The sequence below is a fragment of the Bacillus sp. z14 (2026) genome (assembly GCF_058313575.1).
Map to the genome: position 1 here is coordinate 835122 of NZ_JBZFQK010000002.1, position 19493 is coordinate 854614.

Genomic DNA, 19493 nt, shown 5'->3' on the forward strand with positions numbered 1-19493 from the left:
ATGGTCGAAGATCGAAATAAAGAAAGCTGAGAGTTCTTTTTAAATTTAACCAACCATCTAGCCATGAACTTTCCTTAGTGATGCAATAATAAAAGCGAATGAACAGGGTGCTTCATTCGCTTAGAAGGTAGATATTCAGGAGGCTTCTATACTGTTTTTATGATTCCTGTTAAGTACCAATAAACGTCTTTTTAATTCATTGGCATATAGGATATCATGATGTTTCATAGCTATATTAAGTAAATCTAATAAATCATCAAGTGTTAGATGAGGGGTTGATTGTTCGTCAACAGAAGGCATTTGATCTTTAAGAGGGTTATCTTCATTCTGATTGGTATAAAAATCAGTGAAAATATCTACCAATAAGGCATCTGTGATTTTTTCCCCATTTGTTTCTGGTAGTCGATTCTGAGACTCAAGTTCTTCTACAACACAATCGAATCCTTTATCGGATAAGGAAAACTCTCCGTTTCTGCCGAATAATTGTTTGAAAATAGTAAGTAGGACTGGAGTTGTTAATGATATCAATAGCTTTTCATATACAGTTTTTGTCTGCCTGATTTCTGATACTATGATTTCCTTAGTCGTTGATTTCATTTAAATCCCCCTCAAAAAATAATAATCGCACAATATTTTGTTGGGACCATAATAACATATACCTTTATATGATTTACACTGTAGTGAACTGAATAATTGCAATTGTCACAATATAGTAGTATTTTCCCTATATTAGAAGGAATACCCTGTAATTAGATGGCATCTTTGTTGGAAATACTTCTATATGTAATCGCTTGGCAAAATAATCTATTTATAATGGTTGCTGATCAATTTTGATATTTTATTGTAATTAACATTTGTACGCATTAAAAAGGATGCCTTTTAAAAAAGCATCCCCACATATTTATAATTTTTATCGTAATAAAGAACAAATTTGAGAAAGGCGATCTTTAATATGTTCTGCATAAAGCTCATCATGATCTTCGTTTGCGAAATTAAGTAAATCCAGTAGGTCATCTACTGTTAAATCATTTGTTTCTTCTTTGGAGTCCCCTTCATCATCCTCCAAAACGGTCTCAGCCGTGACGTGCCTGCCAATCTTGTCATAAAATAAATGAATCAGTGTTGAACTGGCATATGGCACAGAAGTGTTTGGAAGCTCTTCCGTGTGGTCTTTCAATTCAGTAAGAATTTTATAATAAGCATTTTCACTTAACCGGTGTGTCCCAGAAGGTCCGAATAAATTATAAAACATTTTTATAATAATCGGAGCTGATAAAGAATGTAATAATTTTTGAGAAACTTGGTCTGATTGATTTAGTTCAGCAATAATTGTATGATATGTGTTTTTTTTCATCTTAAGACCTAACTTTCCTTTTTTAATAATCTATGATAGAACAAAAAATAAAAAAAACAAAATATTTTGATTCCATATGAATCATATATTTATAATTTCATCTAACATAAATCATTCTTATAGCAAGGTTTTAACGTTTGTTTTTTAGAGGTCCTCTTGAAATACGGAAATGTTATTACAAAATAAAGGAAAATAGGTGTTAACATTTGGCAAGGGATTACGGTATAGTGAAAGTAGAAGACTTTCAGAAAGGTTGAATAAGATGGCTCATATTATAATATTTAACAAAAATATTCTTACCACTATTATTTCTTTTATAAAGATAATTTGCTCTGCACTATTTGTTGGATTCATTGCTGTTGCTGGTATAGCATTAGTGATTTACACTTTTATGATATTAGAGGAATTCATTTCCTCAATTATATAGGTTGTGCTCGGTTTAACATATGCTTAGATTTTAAAATGATTGTTTACATAATATTTTTATTTAGTATTAGTAAAAGTTTTGACTAATGAATCTAAAAACAACTAAAAGTATAGAATTATGTATATATCTCTACATTATATAATAAGAATTAAGTATGTTCTACATATTTTAAAATTAGAGGTTATGGCTACTCCAATCATATAAAAAAGGATGCTAACGCCTGGCATTATTTTTTTTATAATATGATTGGTGATTCGAGCTGTTTGAATACTGTTGCCAAGACCACACTATAACTTTATAGGTCTTTCCATCCTTGTACATATTTTTCCCCTTGATAACCCCAACATTTACTCCAAACATCAAGACAAGCACTGGGGGTACTAACCCTGTTTCTGAAAACGTGTTTGTACATAATCTTCCTAACTCACAGTCTTTTTTAGCTGTTTCTTCATCCCCACACTATATAGCTAATAAATCAGAATATATAAAGTTAAGGGGGAGCAACCAATGTATTCGCGAACTATATCCCTTCTCTGAATGTTTTAACAATAGAAGCAGTACTAGTAAATATGATTAGGGAGAAGATAATTAGTAAAAAGTGTGAGGTCATTTTTTTAAAAATGATTCTCCTTTTAGGTGCTTTCATATACAAATTAATATGGCTATGCCTTCATAGCCAGTTATACTCTGCTGTTTAATAAAAGTGTTTAAAAAAAATATAGAAGGGGAGAGTCCATTGTACAAGCAGATGAAATGGTTATGTCTGTTAATGGTTGTTATGGTTATTAGTTTTAGCTCTGTCAGTCCCTTGAAAAAGGACGAGGCTTCTAATGCCGCTGGAGGAAGCCAGTTAAGCTCTAAAATCGCCAAGGTGCTAAGCCATCCTGATTTAAAAGGTGCCAGTATTGGAATAAGCGTGAGAAATGCATCTAATGGAAAAATAATATACAAGCATAATGGGGATACCAGATTAAGGCCGGCCTCAAGTATGAAGTTAGTTACCGGTGCTGCTGCTCTTCAATTACTTGGAGAAAACTATCGTTTCAAAACTGAGATCTATACAGATGGTAAACAAAAAGGAAGTACCTTAAAGGGAAATATTTACATCAGAGGGAAGGGGGATCCTACTCTAGGGGAGAAGGATCTAGACAATATTGCTTTAGCTCTAAAAAAGAAGGGGATAAAGAAGATTAAAGGAAATCTTGTGGCGGATGATACATGGTATGACCAAATCCGATTATCATTGGATATGCCATGGAGTGATGAGCAAGAGTATTATGGTGCTCAAATTTCTGGATTAACCTTTTCCCCCAATGCTGATTATGATGCAGGTACAGTGATTATACAAGTCAAGTCTGGCAATAAAGTAGGTAAAGCCGCCTCTGTAACCATGACTCCAAAGACGGATTATGTGAAGATATCGAACAAAACCAAAGTTGGTAAGGTTAACAGTAAAAATACTGTTAAGATACATAGAAAACATGGCAGCAATGGAATTACTGTCACCGGGAATGTCCCTCTAAATTCCGGTACTACAAAAACATGGATTTCTGTATGGGAGCCTACTCGATATACCCTTGCTTTATTTAAAAGATCTTTAGAAAAGCAAGGCATTAAAATTACTGGGAATTATACAGCCGGAAAAATACCAGCTAAGCCTACAAAGCTTGCCACCGACCATTCACCTAAATTGGGTACGATTCTTGTACCATATATGAAGCTTAGTAATAATACAATATCTGAGGTTCTTGTAAAAGAAATGGGCAGGGTAAAAGGAAAAGTGGGAAGCTGGGATAAGGGATTATCAGTTGTTGAGGGCCAGTTTGTCGATTTGGGGATTGGAAATGATGCCATACTTATGAGAGACGGTTCAGGGTTGTCTCATGTTAGTATGATCTCAGCTAACGCATTAACAAATTTACTTTATAAAGCGCAAACCAAACCATGGTATAAAACATATAAGAATGCACTTCCAGTAGCAGGTGATAGTGATCGAAGTGTAGGAGGGACATTAAGAAACAGAATGAAGGGCACAGCTGCACAAGGTAAAATCATAGCCAAAACAGGTACGATTTCAACGGTCAGTAGTTTGACGGGATATGTAAAAGGAAAGAAGGGGAATAAATACGTTTTCTCCATCATTATTAACAATGCCAAGAAAGAAAATCAGCTGAAGAAAATTGAAGACGAGATGGCTGTCATTCTGGCTAGCAATTAGAAAGAACAATCCAATTAAGTAGGACCTGCACTATTATGAGCTCAAGACCATCTAACCTTGGTGCAGGTCATGCTGATATCTGAATTAGTTTTGTATTTTATAGTAATCTATAAATTATTTGAAATCATGAGTATAAAGTGATGAAGATTCTTAATAGGAAGATCATTGGTAATAAAATGATAAATTTTGTCACGGAGTATTTCGATAGTCCTTCAATAACTAAAATGGCAAATACGGCATATATGGTTATAAGCAATCCGAAAATCCAGTCATTAAAGCCAAAGTTCAACTGTAAAAAGGTTATGCAGATAATCGCTAAGAAATGGAGACCGTCGTACTTATCTCTGTTCAAAAAAAACCGCTCCTTTCCTTTATAGTCTATTCATGATGTAGGAATGGGAACATTTTAAAAACATCATTAAAACAAATAAACATGTAACTGACGTCTTTATTCTGAGGCACATTCGTTCCTTTAAACTGTACACTATGTCAATTGTATTTTTATAAACATAAGGGGGAGACCTATATTAGGTATTACCTTATACTATAAAGTTAATGGCAAAGGTATACCTCCTATTTTTGTAAAATTCATTGGTACATAGAATAATGCTAATTAGTTGGAATCCTTTTACTTAAAAAGCGGCATTTAGCAATTCTAAATGATAATTTTTGATGATAAAATCAATAAATAAGTTTCACTTAATTATTGAAAAAATCAGAATACATGTTTAAGAATATGCTGATGAATTATGAGGAGGAAAGAGAATGCTTTTGCCTTCTGTTGTACTTGCGGTGATCGGTATATTACTCATGATGAGTGGGAACTCGATTAGAAAAAAAGGAAAAACGTCCTTTATCGCAGGGAATAATGAAGTCTTTATTCCGAAGAATGAGAAAAAATTGGCTGAAAGAATAGGGTGGCTATTGGTTTTATTTGGTTATGAAACCGTTGCTTTTCCCATCTTTTTTTATTATATAAAAATCCTTGAAGGATACCATTTCGCAATATTGGCAATTCTTCATTTGGCGATTGTTTTTATTTTTATGCTTATGGATCAATTCGAAGCAGGGAATTCATAAGAAGATATGCCTCTTGGAGTACTCCTTTTTAAAACTATTCATTACAAAAACATTGACTTAGCACATTAGACATATCGACAATGGGATGGTTTTTGCAATTCCGCTAATCTCATCCTTAATCATTAACAGAGTTGAAACAAAAGAATGTCGCAATAAAAGGAGTGGAATTTTCACTCCTTCTTTTAATTATTGGTATTATTTTAAGTCTCATTTTGCTTAAATGTAGATTGTGTGAGTGTTTGAGTAAAGTGCTGATAGGCTAAGAGAGAGGAAATAATAACTCCTGATAGTAGTATGCTGGAATAAATAAATTTTGTCCCCACATGATCAGAGAGTATCATTAAACCTGCACTTGCCATTACACAAGCCAAGACCGAAAAATAATAAGCATGAGTCTTTGGATTTTTAATACCAATATAACTGGCTAAGATGAGGATACTAATGAGACATATCAACATAATAGCAGGAAAAAACGGCTGGAATTTTGCAGCATAAACCAGGTAATCTAATTTTGATACTTGATCGGCATGTGAAATTCTTTCTGCTGTAAGCATAGTAAATGGAGTGGACCACCGCCATTCGAAAATGTCATCTCGGAGAGCACTTCCTTCATAGAAAGCGGCCATTGTTGATAAACATAGCAATAACAATGAAGCTGAAAGCGGAATAATGGTTTTCAGTTTCATTTTGTATCCCTCATTTTTTATAGTATGGATCATGTAGTTACCAAAAAATATGACTGGAATCTTCAATTGTTAGCAAACTCTGAAAAAATATCTTATAATCATGTGAAATCCAGCTCAGGAAAATCAATATAGGGATTTCGATTTCCTTGGAGTTTAAAAATTGCCCAATTTCGATGTTTTTCATGAAGAGAGACCGGATGGTTGTTGTGCCATTTTTTGTATAGGTCGATATCAATCAATGACATTTTTTCTTGTATAATTTCATCAGGATACCTCATTAAAAAATATAAGCATGCTCGTGCTATTTCACCTTTGCCATTTTCAGGCTCAAACCTTTGATTGCCATCTCTTTTTCCGCAAAAGGATTTTATGACTTCTTTATAAGCTCCAGGTTTGTAGTCTTCAAAATCATAATAAGGAATATTACTTCTGAATGAATTACAATCTTTTTCACACGTAAATAAATGATGAAGATCTCCAACCATGGGGTGTCTTTTCTCAAACCACGATTGTGGAATGACATGTTCAATATTGAATTGGAGAGACCGCAATACGGACTCAATCAATATATTTTTATGTTCATGAAGCACTCCGAAATCCTTACTCAATACTTGTATCATTTGGTCGATTGCCGCATCTTCCAGCAGTTTATCCTGAGCAATTACATCACTGGGATTTAAGCTTTGGTCGGAATATATGCTTTTTATTTGACCATCTTCACGCAAATCTACCCATGAATGGAGCGCTTTTCTGCTGGTTGAATAGGAGAGCTGGGGATTATGAGTCCTTGTCAGCAATTCGGTCAGCTCCGAAACTAAATTGTCATTTGAAAAGTCATCCAGTGGAAGGTTTTTGTAATACATATCAATAATGCTCTGGTCCTCTTTTTCATCGTAATAAATTTCATTAATCATGTCTGTAACTAGCTGGAATTCAATTTTCTCTGTAGGTTGTTCCTGAAGTTGGCGGGTAAGGGGTTGTGTAACATGAATAATAGAGTCATAGCATACATTAAGAGTTTCCTTTATCAAACGGTGTGAGGGATTTTTATGGAATAAAGCTAGCAAAAAATGGACGGTATCCTGCAAGATTATTTCATAGGAATGAGAAAAAGACGGATGGATTCTTTTTTTCATCAGCTTCACCTCTTTATTTTGATAATATCAAGTGTGGAAACAAATGTAAATAAATGATGGTTACAGATTATCTAGAGGTTAAGAAATATATGATTTCAGTAGAATGATTATAAGATAATCATAGAGTGAATATTAACAAAAAGGGTGAAGAAATTCTTCGAATAATAAAATTTTCTATAAATCAATGTATAATATATCGTTTAAAGTTAGAATTAGCTATTGTATACGAGGGTAGAACTATTTATTACATAATGTAATCATTATTCCAATATTGTAGTTATATTTAAAAGAAAATTCTAAATATAATTACTTTTTATATCATTCCATATATAAGAAGACAACTTTTGGTAAACCGTTTATACTTTTAAGTACTTAGCAGAAGGAGTTGGTATTTATGGTTACAAGCACTAGTTTAGAAGTAGAAGAAGAGATTAAGGCTATACAAGCTGAACATGAAATGTTAGAAGACACGCCTGAGGATTTCTTTGAAAAAGCTCCGTATCACTACAAAAATAATTACGGTGTAAAATTTGCTGCAATCATTGAAGAAGACTCTGTATTATTTACGAAGGATGATCAGGATTGGGGAAATAAGCTTTTAAGATTCTCAAAAGGTCAAGCTGAAGAAGCTATTATTCAATTAAAAAAAGAACAGATAGGTAAACTTGATAGAGAATCGATTAATATGCATAATCCAATGAATCGAATTTTAATCAGTATAGGAGAAACTCTTTTTTTAGCATCTGTATTACAGACTGCACTTGAAAAATGGCGCAGTCCCAAAAAATAAATATTTGAATATTACTATTATAACGAAATAATACCTCTAGTCTCATAGACTTGTCTATGGGGCTTTTATTATATCGGCCGATGTTAATTTATCATGAACTATAAAAAGTGCTTTTTCTCTTTTGGCTTATTTAATACTCTGATTATCGTTTGTTTCACAAAGTCCCTTACTGAAAGATTCAGTATGATTAGACTATGTATCGTCTTTTACCGCTGCTCCTTCATTTATTAAAAATATTTGTATATCTAGCACCCAAGAGGAAATAAATGTTAGAAGTGATAAATGCTTGATCAAACGCTAGCAGGAAGCGAAAAAATTATAGATATGTTCGGTATCTGATAAATGGAAATGTTTACGGATATTACTTTTGGGCATACATCTAATGTAAAATACTCTAAAATTTGAAACCATGAGTGTTGCTGTACGTAATGATAGTATATGTTAAATAACTAAAGGATGAAAAATTTGTTACATTATAAAATCTATAGTCAACAACATAAAGAATGGGTTGTTTTAGTACACGGTGCAGGAGGTAGCTCAACTATTTGGTACAAGCAAATTCGAGTATACCGTAAGCATTTTAATGTGTTGGTCGTCGATCTTCGCGGCCATGGTGATTGTGAGATTGAGAACAGTCCAACTAAATATACACTTGATTTGGTTAGCGAAGATATTTTAAATGTTTTAGATGAAGTAAAGATTGATAAAGCTCACTTTGTAGGAATTTCACTGGGGACAATGCTGATTCGTCAGTTAGCTGAGACGAACCCTGAAAGGTTTCATTCGATGGTACTTGCAGGCGCTGTAATACGTATTACACCAAGGCTGCACTTTTTACTTGGTATCGCAAATATGTTTAAGAAAATAATCCCATTTATGTGGTTATATAAACTATTTGCCTGGATTTTAATGCCGAGAAAAACCCATGAAACTTCACGTCATTTATTTGTTCAAGAGGCGAGAAAAATTAAGCATAGAGAATTTTTGCGTTGGTTATCACTAACTGGTGATATCGCAAGCTATTTATTGAAAATCAATGAAAAAGATACACATATTCCTACATTATATATTATGGGAGATGAGGATTATGTGTTTTTAGAACCAGTGAAGCGGCTAGTAAAAAAACAATCATCAAGTCAGTTAGTCATATTAAAGGATAGCGGTCATGTATGTAATATAGATCAAGCTGCCCAATTCAATGAGATATCCTTACAATTTTTATTGGCGCATTGAAATAACAAAAAGCCAAAGTTGATGATAGTAAAGCGATTGGCATATATATCGATTAAACAATTCATTTACTAAAATAATCTTAATTCTTTTACATCGGTTATTAAACCTTTTAGAGTGATGTGGTAATCTCTCTAGAAGGTTTTTTATTTTGGACTGTGAATGGGTGTGATGAGAGAATATAGTCCACTCTCCTCTTAATATTAGTACTTGTTTTGTATATATTGAATATAAACCCAATTATTCATCATAGGTTATTATATAAACCAATCAATAAGTTTTTTAATCCAGTATTGAGGGAAAAGAGAGATAGATAGAGAGATGGGGGTATACAGAATGTCTAAGATAGAAATCCCAGAACTTCAAGTGGAACAATCCTACCTACAGTTCATCTTCCCCTTTCAAATAAAGGACTCACGGAGTGAGGGCTTGGTTCAGCAGTTAATAAAAGAGCAGTGGGAGTTTTTTGATTTAAGAGATACAAGTCAGGATTGCAAATTTTATGGAGATATACGAGTATCTCATGAACGCATGGAGAAATTTTTTCTTCCTAATATGGAGCCCATTTTATTTCCCCCAACTATAAAGGATAAAAATGCATTTCGTCGCTTTAGTAAAATTATCAATCAAAAGGGTTGTTTACAATCCAAGTATTTAGAAACTGATTTTATATTAGTATCTTTTGATATCTTTGTTTGTCCGTATAATATTGGCATTATGAATATGCGAATTAATTTGCCTGATCATATGAGCTATAATGATGTTCTTCATTTTATAGACTTATTCAGACAACTAGATAAACCGCATGATATAGTTATTAGATTAAATGAAAAAGAGTATTCTGAAACAAAAGGAATTATTTTCAATGAATATTGTCCATGGCTGGAGGATCATTTATCAAAGAAAGAGCATACAACCTATTTTGGCAGTTTGCCATTTTTTATAGAAGAACGTATGCAAGTTTACTACTATTTAGCTTTCGAAAAGAATACCCTCCTGGATGAAATTTCTTTATACAGAGCCGCTTTGATTAAGGGATATGATAGGGAAGGACATCCCTATGCCGGTGCTAAATCGGAGGCATACATCCATCGCTTTTGTGATCAGCATGTATATGATCGATGGGGCGATTCTTCCTATTATATAATCAGTAATTATGCATTTGTCTGTCTATCAAATGAATGTGAAGAGAAAAGTAAATTTATTGCTGAGCGTATGTATGGAGAAAATTTTTACACAAATATTTTATTCTTTTTCAATCGACTCCTCTTATTAGAATTATCGTATGAGAATTCCCAGCTGAGAGTGGATGATAAAAAAGGTTCTATTGAAAAGCTTATCATTCGAATCACGAATTTTTCTGCACAATTTTATCAGCCTGAAGTACATAGCCGGATTTTTGGGAAAGAAATCTATTTAAAAATGAAAGATATTTTTCATATGGATGAGCTTTATAATCATGTGAACCGAACACTTGGCAATCTCTATAAAAACCACGAAAAGCTAACAGGGAAACGACATGAATATTTACTTACGTTTTTAACTACATATACGGTTATTTCGGGAATTTACGGCATGAATCTGGTCATTGAACAGGATTGGAAAGGGAATATTAACTGGTCCCAGGCTGCATCCTATTCCTTCTTTGAATATATCGCTTTATTTGTAGCATTATCCGGAATTGCGTTGGGTGGAGTGTTAGGAATCGTAACAGTCTATAAATGGATGAAGGAAAAAATAAAATCTAAGAATGATTGAGCAGGGGAATGGCAGATGATTGTAGAACCTAACAAACAAAGGAATTATAAGGAGGTGTGAGTTTGAAAAAAAGTCTAAGCTTTATTTTATGTATCCTCCTGTTGGCAGCATGCGGGCAAGAACCCAGTCCAAACAAAGGAAGTGATGATAAACCAGTGAATATAGATAAGAGTACAAATCGTATCAATGATGCAAGTTTAACGTCAAGCTTAGTCCAAAAGAACAAAGTCGAAAATGATTACTTATTTGTATATACAGTTGAAAACGAGACAGCGAAACCGATTAAATTAACGTTTAACAGCGGCCAAACGTTTGATTATATTTTAAAGGATCAAGCGGGAAAAACAATCATCCAGTATTCAGAGGGAAAATCCTTTATACAGGTTATTACTGAAAAAGAACTGGTTAAAGGAGCGCAATTAACGCATGATATCCATTTGAAAGACCTTGAACCTGGAGAATACACTCTAGAAGCATGGTTAACAGCCAAAGGGGTGAAGGATGACTCAAGGAAAAAAATTCAGTTCAAAGTAGACTAACGAAAGAAGGGTACCAATTTATATTATATTTGGATACTTAACCTTCAAATCAATGTAAAAAAATAGCCCAATCATATTTTAATTTTATAATATGATTGGGCTATTTTTTTATGATTCAATTCCTAATGATTCTACCTTATACAACTATCAAGCCAGACACATTCGTGTTCATTAAATAGTTAGTTTTGTGTTTCTATCTTCTTCTTAGCAGCACGTTTTCTCGGTTTAGATACTTTAGCCAGATATAAAGCTTTATTATTTATTACATCTGTGAACCCGCTTAGCATCATTTGAGCGGATAAAATGGTTAATCCTAAAAATAGGATAGGTATAAGTGGTAACCAGGGATACCCGATCAGATTATCGTAAGCTTGGCCAATCAAACCTGACCATTCGTGAGAAGCTGAGTTAGCATTTCCATCAGAATCCTGTAATGTACCGCCAAAGAAAATTTTTAGTACTCCTAGATGAGCTAATACAACGAGTACTTGTATGTACTGCTGAATCAAAATAATAACGATATTTTCTTTTAAATGAGGAAGTATATGTGTCTTTAATTTATGTAGTTTACCGCCACCTAACACCATAGCAGCCTCCATGAATTCTTCTTTATGAAGTTTTTTTATTTCATTAGCTTGATAGATAGCCAATGTCGGTACAGCATAAAAAGTTAGAATTGCTATTTCAAACAAAGCTCTTTCCCAAAATGGAAAAGGAGAACCATCTCCTCCATAGACAATTACACTGAATAGAACATAGTATGCTACTAACGTTAGTGGAATCACCGTAATTGGATCAAATATTTTTTCGTACCAACGAATATACTTTTGGCAATATACTCCTAAAAAAGCGCCAAATATTAAGGCAAATAAAACCCGTAAGATAGCAATGAGAAAAGCAATCCCTATCGTAAATTTTGCACCATGTATAATCATATGAAGTAAATCTCTGCCACCTGAATCTGAACCAGCTATAAACCCATGTGTAAATGGCTGGTAAGGAGGAGAATCTACTATATTCGCTTGATCATCCATATATAGAGGCACAGTTCTAATCGTACTATCGTTAAAGAGTGTATTAGCCATACTCAAAATCAATAAGATAAATACAAATAAAAATCCAACCATAAATGTTTTATTTTTTAGCAAAAGTTTAATCAATCGCTTCACCTCTTACAACCGGGGGAATTAACCAATCGCATATACGATAAATAAGATATAATGGCAAATAAATCATCAGTATACCGATTACAAATATTTCGGGTGATTTTCTAAAGATAAAATAGATAATCCCTGTCATATTGAACATATACTCCAAAATAACCAAATTAGATATAACAAACCAAATCGCCGTTTTGGAATAGTGGTATAAACTGAATAATACATTTTTAAATATATGAATATTAAATATGTATAGTGGCTTCATTCCCTTAGTTACAGCATATTCTACATATAACTTCCCTTGTTCTTTCTCAAATTGCTGTATTAAAAATTTAGTCAACAGTAAGGTTAAAGGCAAACTAAGACATACAATAGGGAGAAAAAAGGCCCGATCATCCCCCGCGGAAGCTACGTTTAATATGAGCGTACCTGTTTTTTTAAAAAACATAATAGTAAGAAATTGAAGTGCGATTATATAAAATATATCTGGTAGGGACTCAATAATCGTGAGAAACCACATAATCTTACCTTTAATTGTTTGAAAAACTAATAGGATTAGGTAAGTTAATAAGAATGCAAGTATGGTTGAAATTAAAAGTGATGCAACAATCAGTAGGACTGATTCTTTATAATGGTAGAATATTTGTGGAAAAACTGGTCTTTGGATGCCCATCCCATATGTGATATCTAGAGGGTGTAATAACGATAGAAAAGTGTTTTTGATTTCTACTAAGAAAGCAAAAAAATTAACAGAAATATCTCTGAAGAGTGTTGGCAATGCACTAACGCAGATAATTACAAAAATGGCTATAAGCACTTCTGTTATCATTACTGCAGTTTTTTTGAAAATTAAAATAAAATCATCTCCTTTTTATCCTAATTTTTGGATATGATTTTATCATAATTATATCTATCTTTTTTGTCTATAAATTATTTTTGTTTCCAGAATACGAATCTTTAAGTCTATTTACACGAATATATGGTTATTTAATAAAAGGAAGTTTGTTAAAAATAACTGAGAGGAAGTGATTAATAATAAAAGGTTTCTGCCCATATTTTTGCTTATTTTTCTTGTAACGTTAGTAAGCTGTTCTCCAAAAAAAGAAACCGAAAATAATAAACCAAAAGAAACCATAATGAATCAAGAATGGCAAGTTCGTAATGAATATAAATTTTATTAACGGTAAATCCAGAACCTAATCTAATAGCAGGTAAACCATTTGGGTAGGTATTCCATTTTACTGCCCCTTTTAAAACCTTTGAAGGTAAAGAATTAGCTATATATGCCTATCATAAAGAAACAGAAGAGAAGATAACGGCTCTAAATCCAATAAGAATCAAAGAACCGTCACCGGGTTATTCAAAATTAGAGCGTTTTACAGTTAATTTTGAAGTTCCTCAAAGTGGGTTATGGCGTTATGAAGTTATATAAGACAATGAGTTTTATGCAGACGTTGTTTTTTTAATTAAAAATAAATAGAGTAATAGATTTAATAGCGGCATTGATTCAAGGCGAATTACTGCTTTTTTCGATGAATTCTTACAGGGGTAAAGGGCAGTTCTTCGGAAGAAAGAAGGACTTTCTATTTTATCTGTCGAATAAATTTAAATTATATGTCGTGAAAAGGAATGGTCTATATGAAGTTAATTAAACAATTTATTTTAAAACGTCCTGCTGAAAAAAGACTTACTTATTTTTATGCTATGGTTGTGACGGATGAACAGGTGTGGCTACTTCGTGATAAAAATAATGGCGACTTATTACTATTAGAAGATGAAGGAGAATATCATTTTTTGCTTCCAGTTTGGCCAAGCCGAAGTTTTGCTGAAATAGAGGCTGCTAAAATAGATCATAATTCATACGAAGCTTTTAACGTTCCATTAACTACATTTTTAGATGATATACTTGTTGATATTGAAAATGACCGTGGTATTGCGGTGATTTTTCCTAACGGGAAAGATTCGAACATTCAATCACGTGATGAAATTAAGGAAATGATTCGTAATCTATAGGATAGGTTGTTCCTACTGGCTGGGTAGGTTAAATGAATAATAAATGGAATTATTTTGTACTGTGAAAGGGGAATAGGATTGTGATTTTTAATTATAGTGATTTTATTAGTCTATCTCTTTGACTTTGTAAAACTGAGAAAGCAAAATGAAATAATAATCGCACAAAACGAAAAAGTTATTGCCCTATTGGAGAAAATTGAAAATAAGTAGTATATATTTTGCGGCTTGCGGAGGGATATAATTGGGGTTTTAATAGTTCTTTTATATTGGATATACCATTTTCCTTGTCTGGTTAAATTCAAATAAAAGAGGATACCTAGCCTCTATAATAGACTTGGTATCCTCTATTCTGCACACTCTTTTTCATATAAGAGAAATTATGCCCGTTTCTCAAATAATTGTACAAGTTCTATGATGACTTCGGTGGCTTTTTCCATACTTTCAACAGCTACATATTCATATTTACCGTGGAAATTTTCTCCTCCGGCAAAGATGTTAGGAGTAGGCAGGCCCATATAGGATAGTTGGGAACCATCTGTACCGCCGCGAATTGGTTTAACAATTGGTTTAATGCCCAAGTTTTCCATGGCTTGATGGGCGACATCGACTATTTCCTTTACAGGTTCAATTTTTTCTCCCATATTATAATATTGATCATTCATATCTAATATAATATTTTCTTCGCCGTATTTAGCCTTGTATTTTGCAACAAGGTCTTTCATCGTCGCTTTTTTGGCTTCAAATTTTTCACGGTCATGATCGCGGATAATATAAGCGGCATGAGTACGTTCTACATCACCGTTTAACGATAGGAGATGATAGAAGCCTTCGTAGCCTTCTGTATATTCGGGTGATTCTTCTTTTGGAAGCTCATCATTGAAATTCATGGCAATCTTTAAGGAGTTGACCATTTTATTTTTAGCGGATCCTGGGTGGACATTGGTTCCTTTAAAAGTCAATTTTGCCCCTGCAGCATTAAAGCTTTCAAATTCAAGTTCACCAATGGGACCGCCATCCAGTGTGTAAGCAAAGTCAGCATTAAAACGCTCCACATCAAACTTATGAGGGCCTCTGCCAATTTCTTCATCCGGTGTAAAAGCGACACGAAGTTTGCCGTGCTTAATTTCCGGATGTTTAATTAGGTAATCCATTGCCGTTACGATTTCAGCGATGCCTGCTTTATCATCAGCACCAAGCAGAGTAGTGCCGTCAGTGGTAATAAGTGTTTTACCTATATACTCTTTTAGCTCAGGAAAGTCTTTCGGTGATAGGATGACATTAAGATTTTTATTAAGCGTAATATCACCGCCATCATAATTCTCTACGATTTGTGGTTTTACATTCTTACCGGTAAAATCAGTAGCCGTATCGACATGAGCAAGGAAGCCGATTGTTGGTACTTCTTTTTCTGTATTCGCGGGAAGGGTGGCAAATAAATAGCCATTTTCATCAAGTGTTACTTCTTCCATTCCTATTGTCTGCAATTCATCTTTTAGAAGATTTAAGAGGTCAAATTGCTTCTCTGTAGAAGGGCATGTTTGACTGTTTTCATCGGATTGGGTATCAATTTTTACATATGTAATAAAGCGTTCAACTAATTTTTTATTCATCAGATTCATCTCCTTCTGTATTCCTATTATAACGAAAGTTTTATTGATCAACAAAAAGTTATTCGAATTTTCTTTAGGTTAATATTTCCGTACAGAGGTAATTTTATTTATTTCGGGTATTCTTATATAATGGGGATGGAAAGAAAGAAGGGATCGATACAACCATGTTTACAATTGGAAGCCGCACAGTTAAGACAGCGATTGGCGCGATGATTGCCTTGGTTATTGCTCAAGTTTTGTCGCTGGAAAATACAGCAACCGCTGCAGTTATCACCTTATTAAGTGTTCAGAGTACACAGCGCAGAAGTATACAGATTGCATGGCAGCGGTTTGCAGCTTGTATACTTGGGATTTTATTGGCTGTATTGATATTTGAAGGATGTGCTTATACAGCTGTTGCAGTAGGTTTATTATTATTTATTTATATACCGGTCATGGCTAAGCTGGGGCTTCAGGACGGTATTGTACCTGGTTTTGTTATTGTCATGCAATTATACATATCGCAAAATATTACGTATGAGCTTATTTTAAACCAAATCTGCATCGTATCGATTGGAATTCTGGTCGCTCTTTTGTTCAACTTATATATGCCAAGTGTTGAAGGTGAGATTAAGAAGATTATAAAGGAGCTAGAAGGAAATTTTAAAGTGATCTTCTTGCAATTCGGTCAGTTTATTCGGAAAAAAGAACGTGTTTGGAATGATGAATACATTATTAAAACAAAGAAGCTAATCGAAGTGGGTATGGAATTAGCCAAGAGAAGTGAGGAAAATTCCTTTTTTAAAAGAGACTCCTATTATTTGCAATACTTCACTAAAGTGCATCAGCAATTCCAAATCGTTGAGCGAATGGCTCCTTTAATCATTCATCTGCCTACAACATTTGAGCAGAATGAAATGGTAGCTGACTTCGTAGATGATTTGGGTGCAAATATAGAAGACCGGAATCGTCTACTGTTAAAATTACAGAATCTAAGAGGTAAGTTTGAGAATATGGATTTACCAAAAACAAGGGAGGAGTTTGAAACTCGTGCTGCCCTGTTAATCTTGATCAATAAAATTGAGCAATTTATCGAAATCCAATCGTAGTAAAGAGAACGTGCTGTTTTCAAAACAGTTCGTTTTTTTTGTGTGGAAGAAAGGTATGGCGTCTATAATATTGCTGCTTCTGGCCGTAAACTTTCACAGTATTCATGCAACAATTTCCATCCATCTTCATATCTTTTAAATCTCTGTACAAACAGTTTAACAACCTCTTTCTTTTCACCATCCATTTCAAATGTTACCCAAAATAAAACAATGACCTCATCCTCAGACGCTGGAGTAGTATGTAAAATAGTAAAATTCCATTTTGGGTTATGTCCGCAATATTGGTCAAAAGCTTCTGCCCATCCTAGGCAAGCCTCCTTATATCCCCAATCTGAAACGACACCATCCGCATTTGCCCAACGAACAGATAAATTCAGAGAAAGCTTGGAAATCATCAATTCAGTATTACAGCTATTCCATATAGATTGAAATTCAAGAAAGAAGGACTTAAAATCCTCAATAAGTACTGACTGATTCAAATTGGAACCTCCTCGTTAAAGTAAAGATGGAGCCTCTTTAATACTATTCTATACAATGGATATATTTCCCTTTTATCAATAAGAGAAACTATTTTGTATGAGAGCATTTTATCATTCATTTTGAAAGCATGTGTTTAAAAATGCAAAAAGCGCGTCTATGTTGCTAAAAGAACACAAAAGTACAATATAGATCAAGCTTTGCTCTTTTTCAACAAATATATGGTGTATTGAATTAATTCATGTCAAAAAGGAGCGAACGATTCATTTGCTCTTCAGATGGTAATTAATTGAAAATGGAAAATAGATGGAATATACTGAAAGCGTTCACAAAATGATGGATATAAATGGAGGGAATTAAATGACCACTACTATAAGCTCTAATATTAGTCCTAAATTAGCAGAGTTTCTAAAAGGTACAAAACAGTTATATATGAATGGTGAATTCGTAGACTCAGTATCTGGTAAAACATTTGAAACAATGAATCCTGCTACTGGTGAAGTTTTGGCTGTGATTTCAGAAGCGCAATCTGAAGATATTGATATAGCTGTCAAAGCTGCACGTAAAGCATTTGATCAAGGACCATGGAGAACAATGAATGCTGCAGAACGCAGTCGTTTAATATACAAATTGGCAGATTTAATGGAAGAAAACAAGCTGGAGTTGGCTCAATTGGAAACATTGGATAACGGGAAGCCTTTCCGTGAAACATCTAATGCAGATATTCCATTAGCCATTGAACACTTCCGCTATTTTGCAGGTTGGTCGACTAAAATCATGGGACAAACCATCCCAGTAGCCGGTAATTTTTTTAATTATACAAAACATGAACCAGTTGGAGTGGTTGGGCAGATTATCCCGTGGAATTTCCCATTATTAATGGCTGCCTGGAAACTCGGAGCGGCACTTGCTACCGGGTGTACAATCGTATTAAAACCAGCAGAAAACACACCTCTTTCTGCATTATACCTGGCACAACTAATTAGTGAAGCTGGATTCCCGGATGGAGTCGTCAATATTGTCCCAGGATATGGTCCGTCAGCAGGACAACCATTGGTCGATCATCCAATGATCGATAAGATTGCCTTTACGGGTTCGACTAAGGTGGGTAAACAAATTATGAAATCAGCTGCTGATACGCTGAAACGCGTAACATTGGAACTTGGAGGAAAATCGCCGAATATCATTCTTCCGGATGCAGATTTATCAAAGGCTGTTCCGGGTGCATTAATGGGTATCATGTTTAATCAGGGGCAAGTTTGCTGTGCAGGCAGCCGTTTATATGTCCAAAAGAAAATGTATGATAATGTCGTTTCTGATTTAATAACGTGTGCCAAGGATATTAAACAGGGTAATGGGTTAGAAGAAGATACAACGATGGGCCCGCTTATTTCCGCCCAGCAGCAGTCCAGGGTAAAAGGATATATTGACCAAGGTGTTGAAGAAGGAGCCGAAGTGTTAATTGGAGGGGATATTCCATTTGATAAAGGCTATTTTGTATCACCGACCGTGTTTGCAGATGTAAACCATAGCATGACAATAGCAAAAGAAGAAATATTTGGACCTGTTGTAGCGGCCATGCCATTTGATGATATTGATGATCTTATACAAAAAGCCAATGACAGCAACTACGGGTTAGCGGCAGGTGTTTGGACACAGGACTTGAAAAAGGCTCATCAAATCGCACATAAGTTACAAGCGGGTACGGTATGGGTAAATACCTATAATACATTTGATGCGGCTTCTCCTTTTGGAGGGTACAAACAATCCGGTATTGGTCGTGAAATGGGAAGCTATGCACTCGATAACTACACAGAAGTGAAGAGTGTATGGATTAATATGGACTAAGATCTTTAAGAAAGCAGTGTGGTTATGGACGGTAATCACACTGTTTTTCCTTATTTGGTTAATCAGTTAAATAAGAGCA

General features: G+C 34.1%; 18 protein-coding genes. 9 read left to right on the plus strand and 9 right to left on the minus strand.

From position 1 onward, the window contains the following. Positions 1-135: 135 nt before the first annotated feature. Both AC4G3O_RS10110 and AC4G3O_RS10115 read right to left on the minus strand, forming a co-directional pair. Positions 136-597, minus strand: coding sequence for a hypothetical protein (locus AC4G3O_RS10110; protein ID WP_139891175.1), 462 nt, complete (start codon positions 595-597; stop codon positions 136-138). Between the two features lie 313 nt (positions 598-910). Beyond that, positions 911-1354, minus strand: a complete 444-nt coding sequence (locus tag AC4G3O_RS10115) for a hypothetical protein (RefSeq protein WP_066100014.1) — start codon at positions 1352-1354, stop codon at positions 911-913. Positions 1355-2517: 1163 nt separating this feature from the next. Here AC4G3O_RS10115 and dacB point away from each other — a divergent pair. After that, the gene (gene dacB, locus AC4G3O_RS10120) at positions 2518-3999 is read left to right on the plus strand and encodes a D-alanyl-D-alanine carboxypeptidase/D-alanyl-D-alanine endopeptidase (RefSeq protein WP_225983682.1); all 1482 of its coding nucleotides are present in this window, start codon (positions 2518-2520) and stop codon (positions 3997-3999) included. Between the two features lie 124 nt (positions 4000-4123). Here dacB and AC4G3O_RS10125 read toward each other — a convergent pair whose 3' ends face one another. Beyond that, on the minus strand, positions 4124-4351 hold the full coding sequence (locus tag AC4G3O_RS10125) for a hypothetical protein (RefSeq protein WP_139063780.1): 228 nt from the start codon (positions 4349-4351) through the stop codon (positions 4124-4126). Positions 4352-4764: 413 nt separating this feature from the next. On the opposite strand from AC4G3O_RS10125, the gene AC4G3O_RS10130 reads away from it, so the two are divergent. Next, on the plus strand, positions 4765-5079 hold the full coding sequence (locus tag AC4G3O_RS10130) for a hypothetical protein (protein ID WP_066100008.1): 315 nt from the start codon (positions 4765-4767) through the stop codon (positions 5077-5079). Between the two features lie 200 nt (positions 5080-5279). Here AC4G3O_RS10130 and AC4G3O_RS10135 read toward each other — a convergent pair whose 3' ends face one another. Continuing rightward, a complete protein-coding gene (locus tag AC4G3O_RS10135) occupies positions 5280-5765 on the minus strand; it encodes a DUF4306 domain-containing protein (RefSeq protein ID WP_066100001.1) in 486 nt (161 codons plus the stop codon). Positions 5766-5863: 98 nt separating this feature from the next. After that, a complete protein-coding gene (locus AC4G3O_RS10140) occupies positions 5864-6901 on the minus strand; it encodes an endonuclease I family protein (RefSeq protein WP_139891174.1) in 1038 nt (345 codons plus the stop codon). Positions 6902-7295: 394 nt separating this feature from the next. Here AC4G3O_RS10140 and AC4G3O_RS10145 point away from each other — a divergent pair, with 394 nt between their 5' ends. The 4 genes from AC4G3O_RS10145 to AC4G3O_RS10160 all read left to right on the plus strand — a co-directional run bounded on the left by AC4G3O_RS10145 (position 7296) and on the right by AC4G3O_RS10160 (position 11218). Then, positions 7296-7691 (plus strand): hypothetical protein, encoded by a 396-nt coding sequence (locus tag AC4G3O_RS10145; protein WP_066099998.1) that lies wholly within the window; start codon positions 7296-7298, stop codon positions 7689-7691. Positions 7692-8156: 465 nt separating this feature from the next. Then, positions 8157-8924 carry an alpha/beta fold hydrolase gene (locus tag AC4G3O_RS10150; RefSeq protein WP_066099995.1) on the plus strand — a complete coding sequence of 256 codons (768 nt, stop codon included), beginning with the start codon at positions 8157-8159 and terminating at the stop codon, positions 8922-8924. A 333-nt stretch (positions 8925-9257) separates the two neighbouring features. Further along, positions 9258-10679 carry a hypothetical protein gene (locus AC4G3O_RS10155; RefSeq protein ID WP_066099991.1) on the plus strand — a complete coding sequence of 474 codons (1422 nt, stop codon included), beginning with the start codon at positions 9258-9260 and terminating at the stop codon, positions 10677-10679. 62 nt (positions 10680-10741) lie between these two features. Further along, the gene (locus tag AC4G3O_RS10160) at positions 10742-11218 is read left to right on the plus strand and encodes a BsuPI-related putative proteinase inhibitor (protein WP_066099988.1); all 477 of its coding nucleotides are present in this window, start codon (positions 10742-10744) and stop codon (positions 11216-11218) included. Positions 11219-11397: 179 nt separating this feature from the next. Here the strand turns inward: AC4G3O_RS10160 and AC4G3O_RS10165 are convergent, their stop codons facing one another. Beyond that, the gene (locus tag AC4G3O_RS10165; protein ID WP_066099986.1) at positions 11398-12378 is read right to left on the minus strand and encodes an ABC transporter permease subunit; all 981 of its coding nucleotides are present in this window, start codon (positions 12376-12378) and stop codon (positions 11398-11400) included. After that, complete coding sequence (locus AC4G3O_RS10170; protein WP_491136119.1) at positions 12371-13207, minus strand: ABC transporter permease subunit; 837 nt, start codon at positions 13205-13207, stop codon at positions 12371-12373. The genes AC4G3O_RS10165 and AC4G3O_RS10170 overlap by 8 nt, the downstream gene beginning before the upstream one ends. An 809-nt stretch (positions 13208-14016) precedes the next feature. Here AC4G3O_RS10170 and AC4G3O_RS10175 point away from each other — a divergent pair. Next, a complete protein-coding gene (locus AC4G3O_RS10175) occupies positions 14017-14391 on the plus strand; it encodes a DUF2750 domain-containing protein (protein ID WP_066099981.1) in 375 nt (124 codons plus the stop codon). Between the two features lie 377 nt (positions 14392-14768). Here the strand turns inward: AC4G3O_RS10175 and pepT are convergent, their stop codons facing one another. Beyond that, on the minus strand, positions 14769-16001 hold the full coding sequence (pepT, locus tag AC4G3O_RS10180) for a peptidase T (protein ID WP_491136120.1): 1233 nt from the start codon (positions 15999-16001) through the stop codon (positions 14769-14771). A 164-nt stretch (positions 16002-16165) separates the two neighbouring features. On the opposite strand from pepT, the gene AC4G3O_RS10185 reads away from it, so the two are divergent. After that, positions 16166-17089 (plus strand): aromatic acid exporter family protein, encoded by a 924-nt coding sequence (locus tag AC4G3O_RS10185; RefSeq protein ID WP_066099977.1) that lies wholly within the window; start codon positions 16166-16168, stop codon positions 17087-17089. A gap of 62 nt (positions 17090-17151) precedes the next feature. Here the strand turns inward: AC4G3O_RS10185 and AC4G3O_RS10190 are convergent, their stop codons facing one another. Beyond that, complete coding sequence (locus AC4G3O_RS10190; protein ID WP_491136121.1) at positions 17152-17568, minus strand: hypothetical protein; 417 nt, start codon at positions 17566-17568, stop codon at positions 17152-17154. A 358-nt stretch (positions 17569-17926) separates the two neighbouring features. Here AC4G3O_RS10190 and AC4G3O_RS10195 point away from each other — a divergent pair, with 358 nt between their 5' ends. Continuing rightward, positions 17927-19414, plus strand: coding sequence for an aldehyde dehydrogenase family protein (locus tag AC4G3O_RS10195; protein ID WP_490551769.1), 1488 nt, complete (start codon positions 17927-17929; stop codon positions 19412-19414). Positions 19415-19493 lie beyond the last annotated feature (79 nt).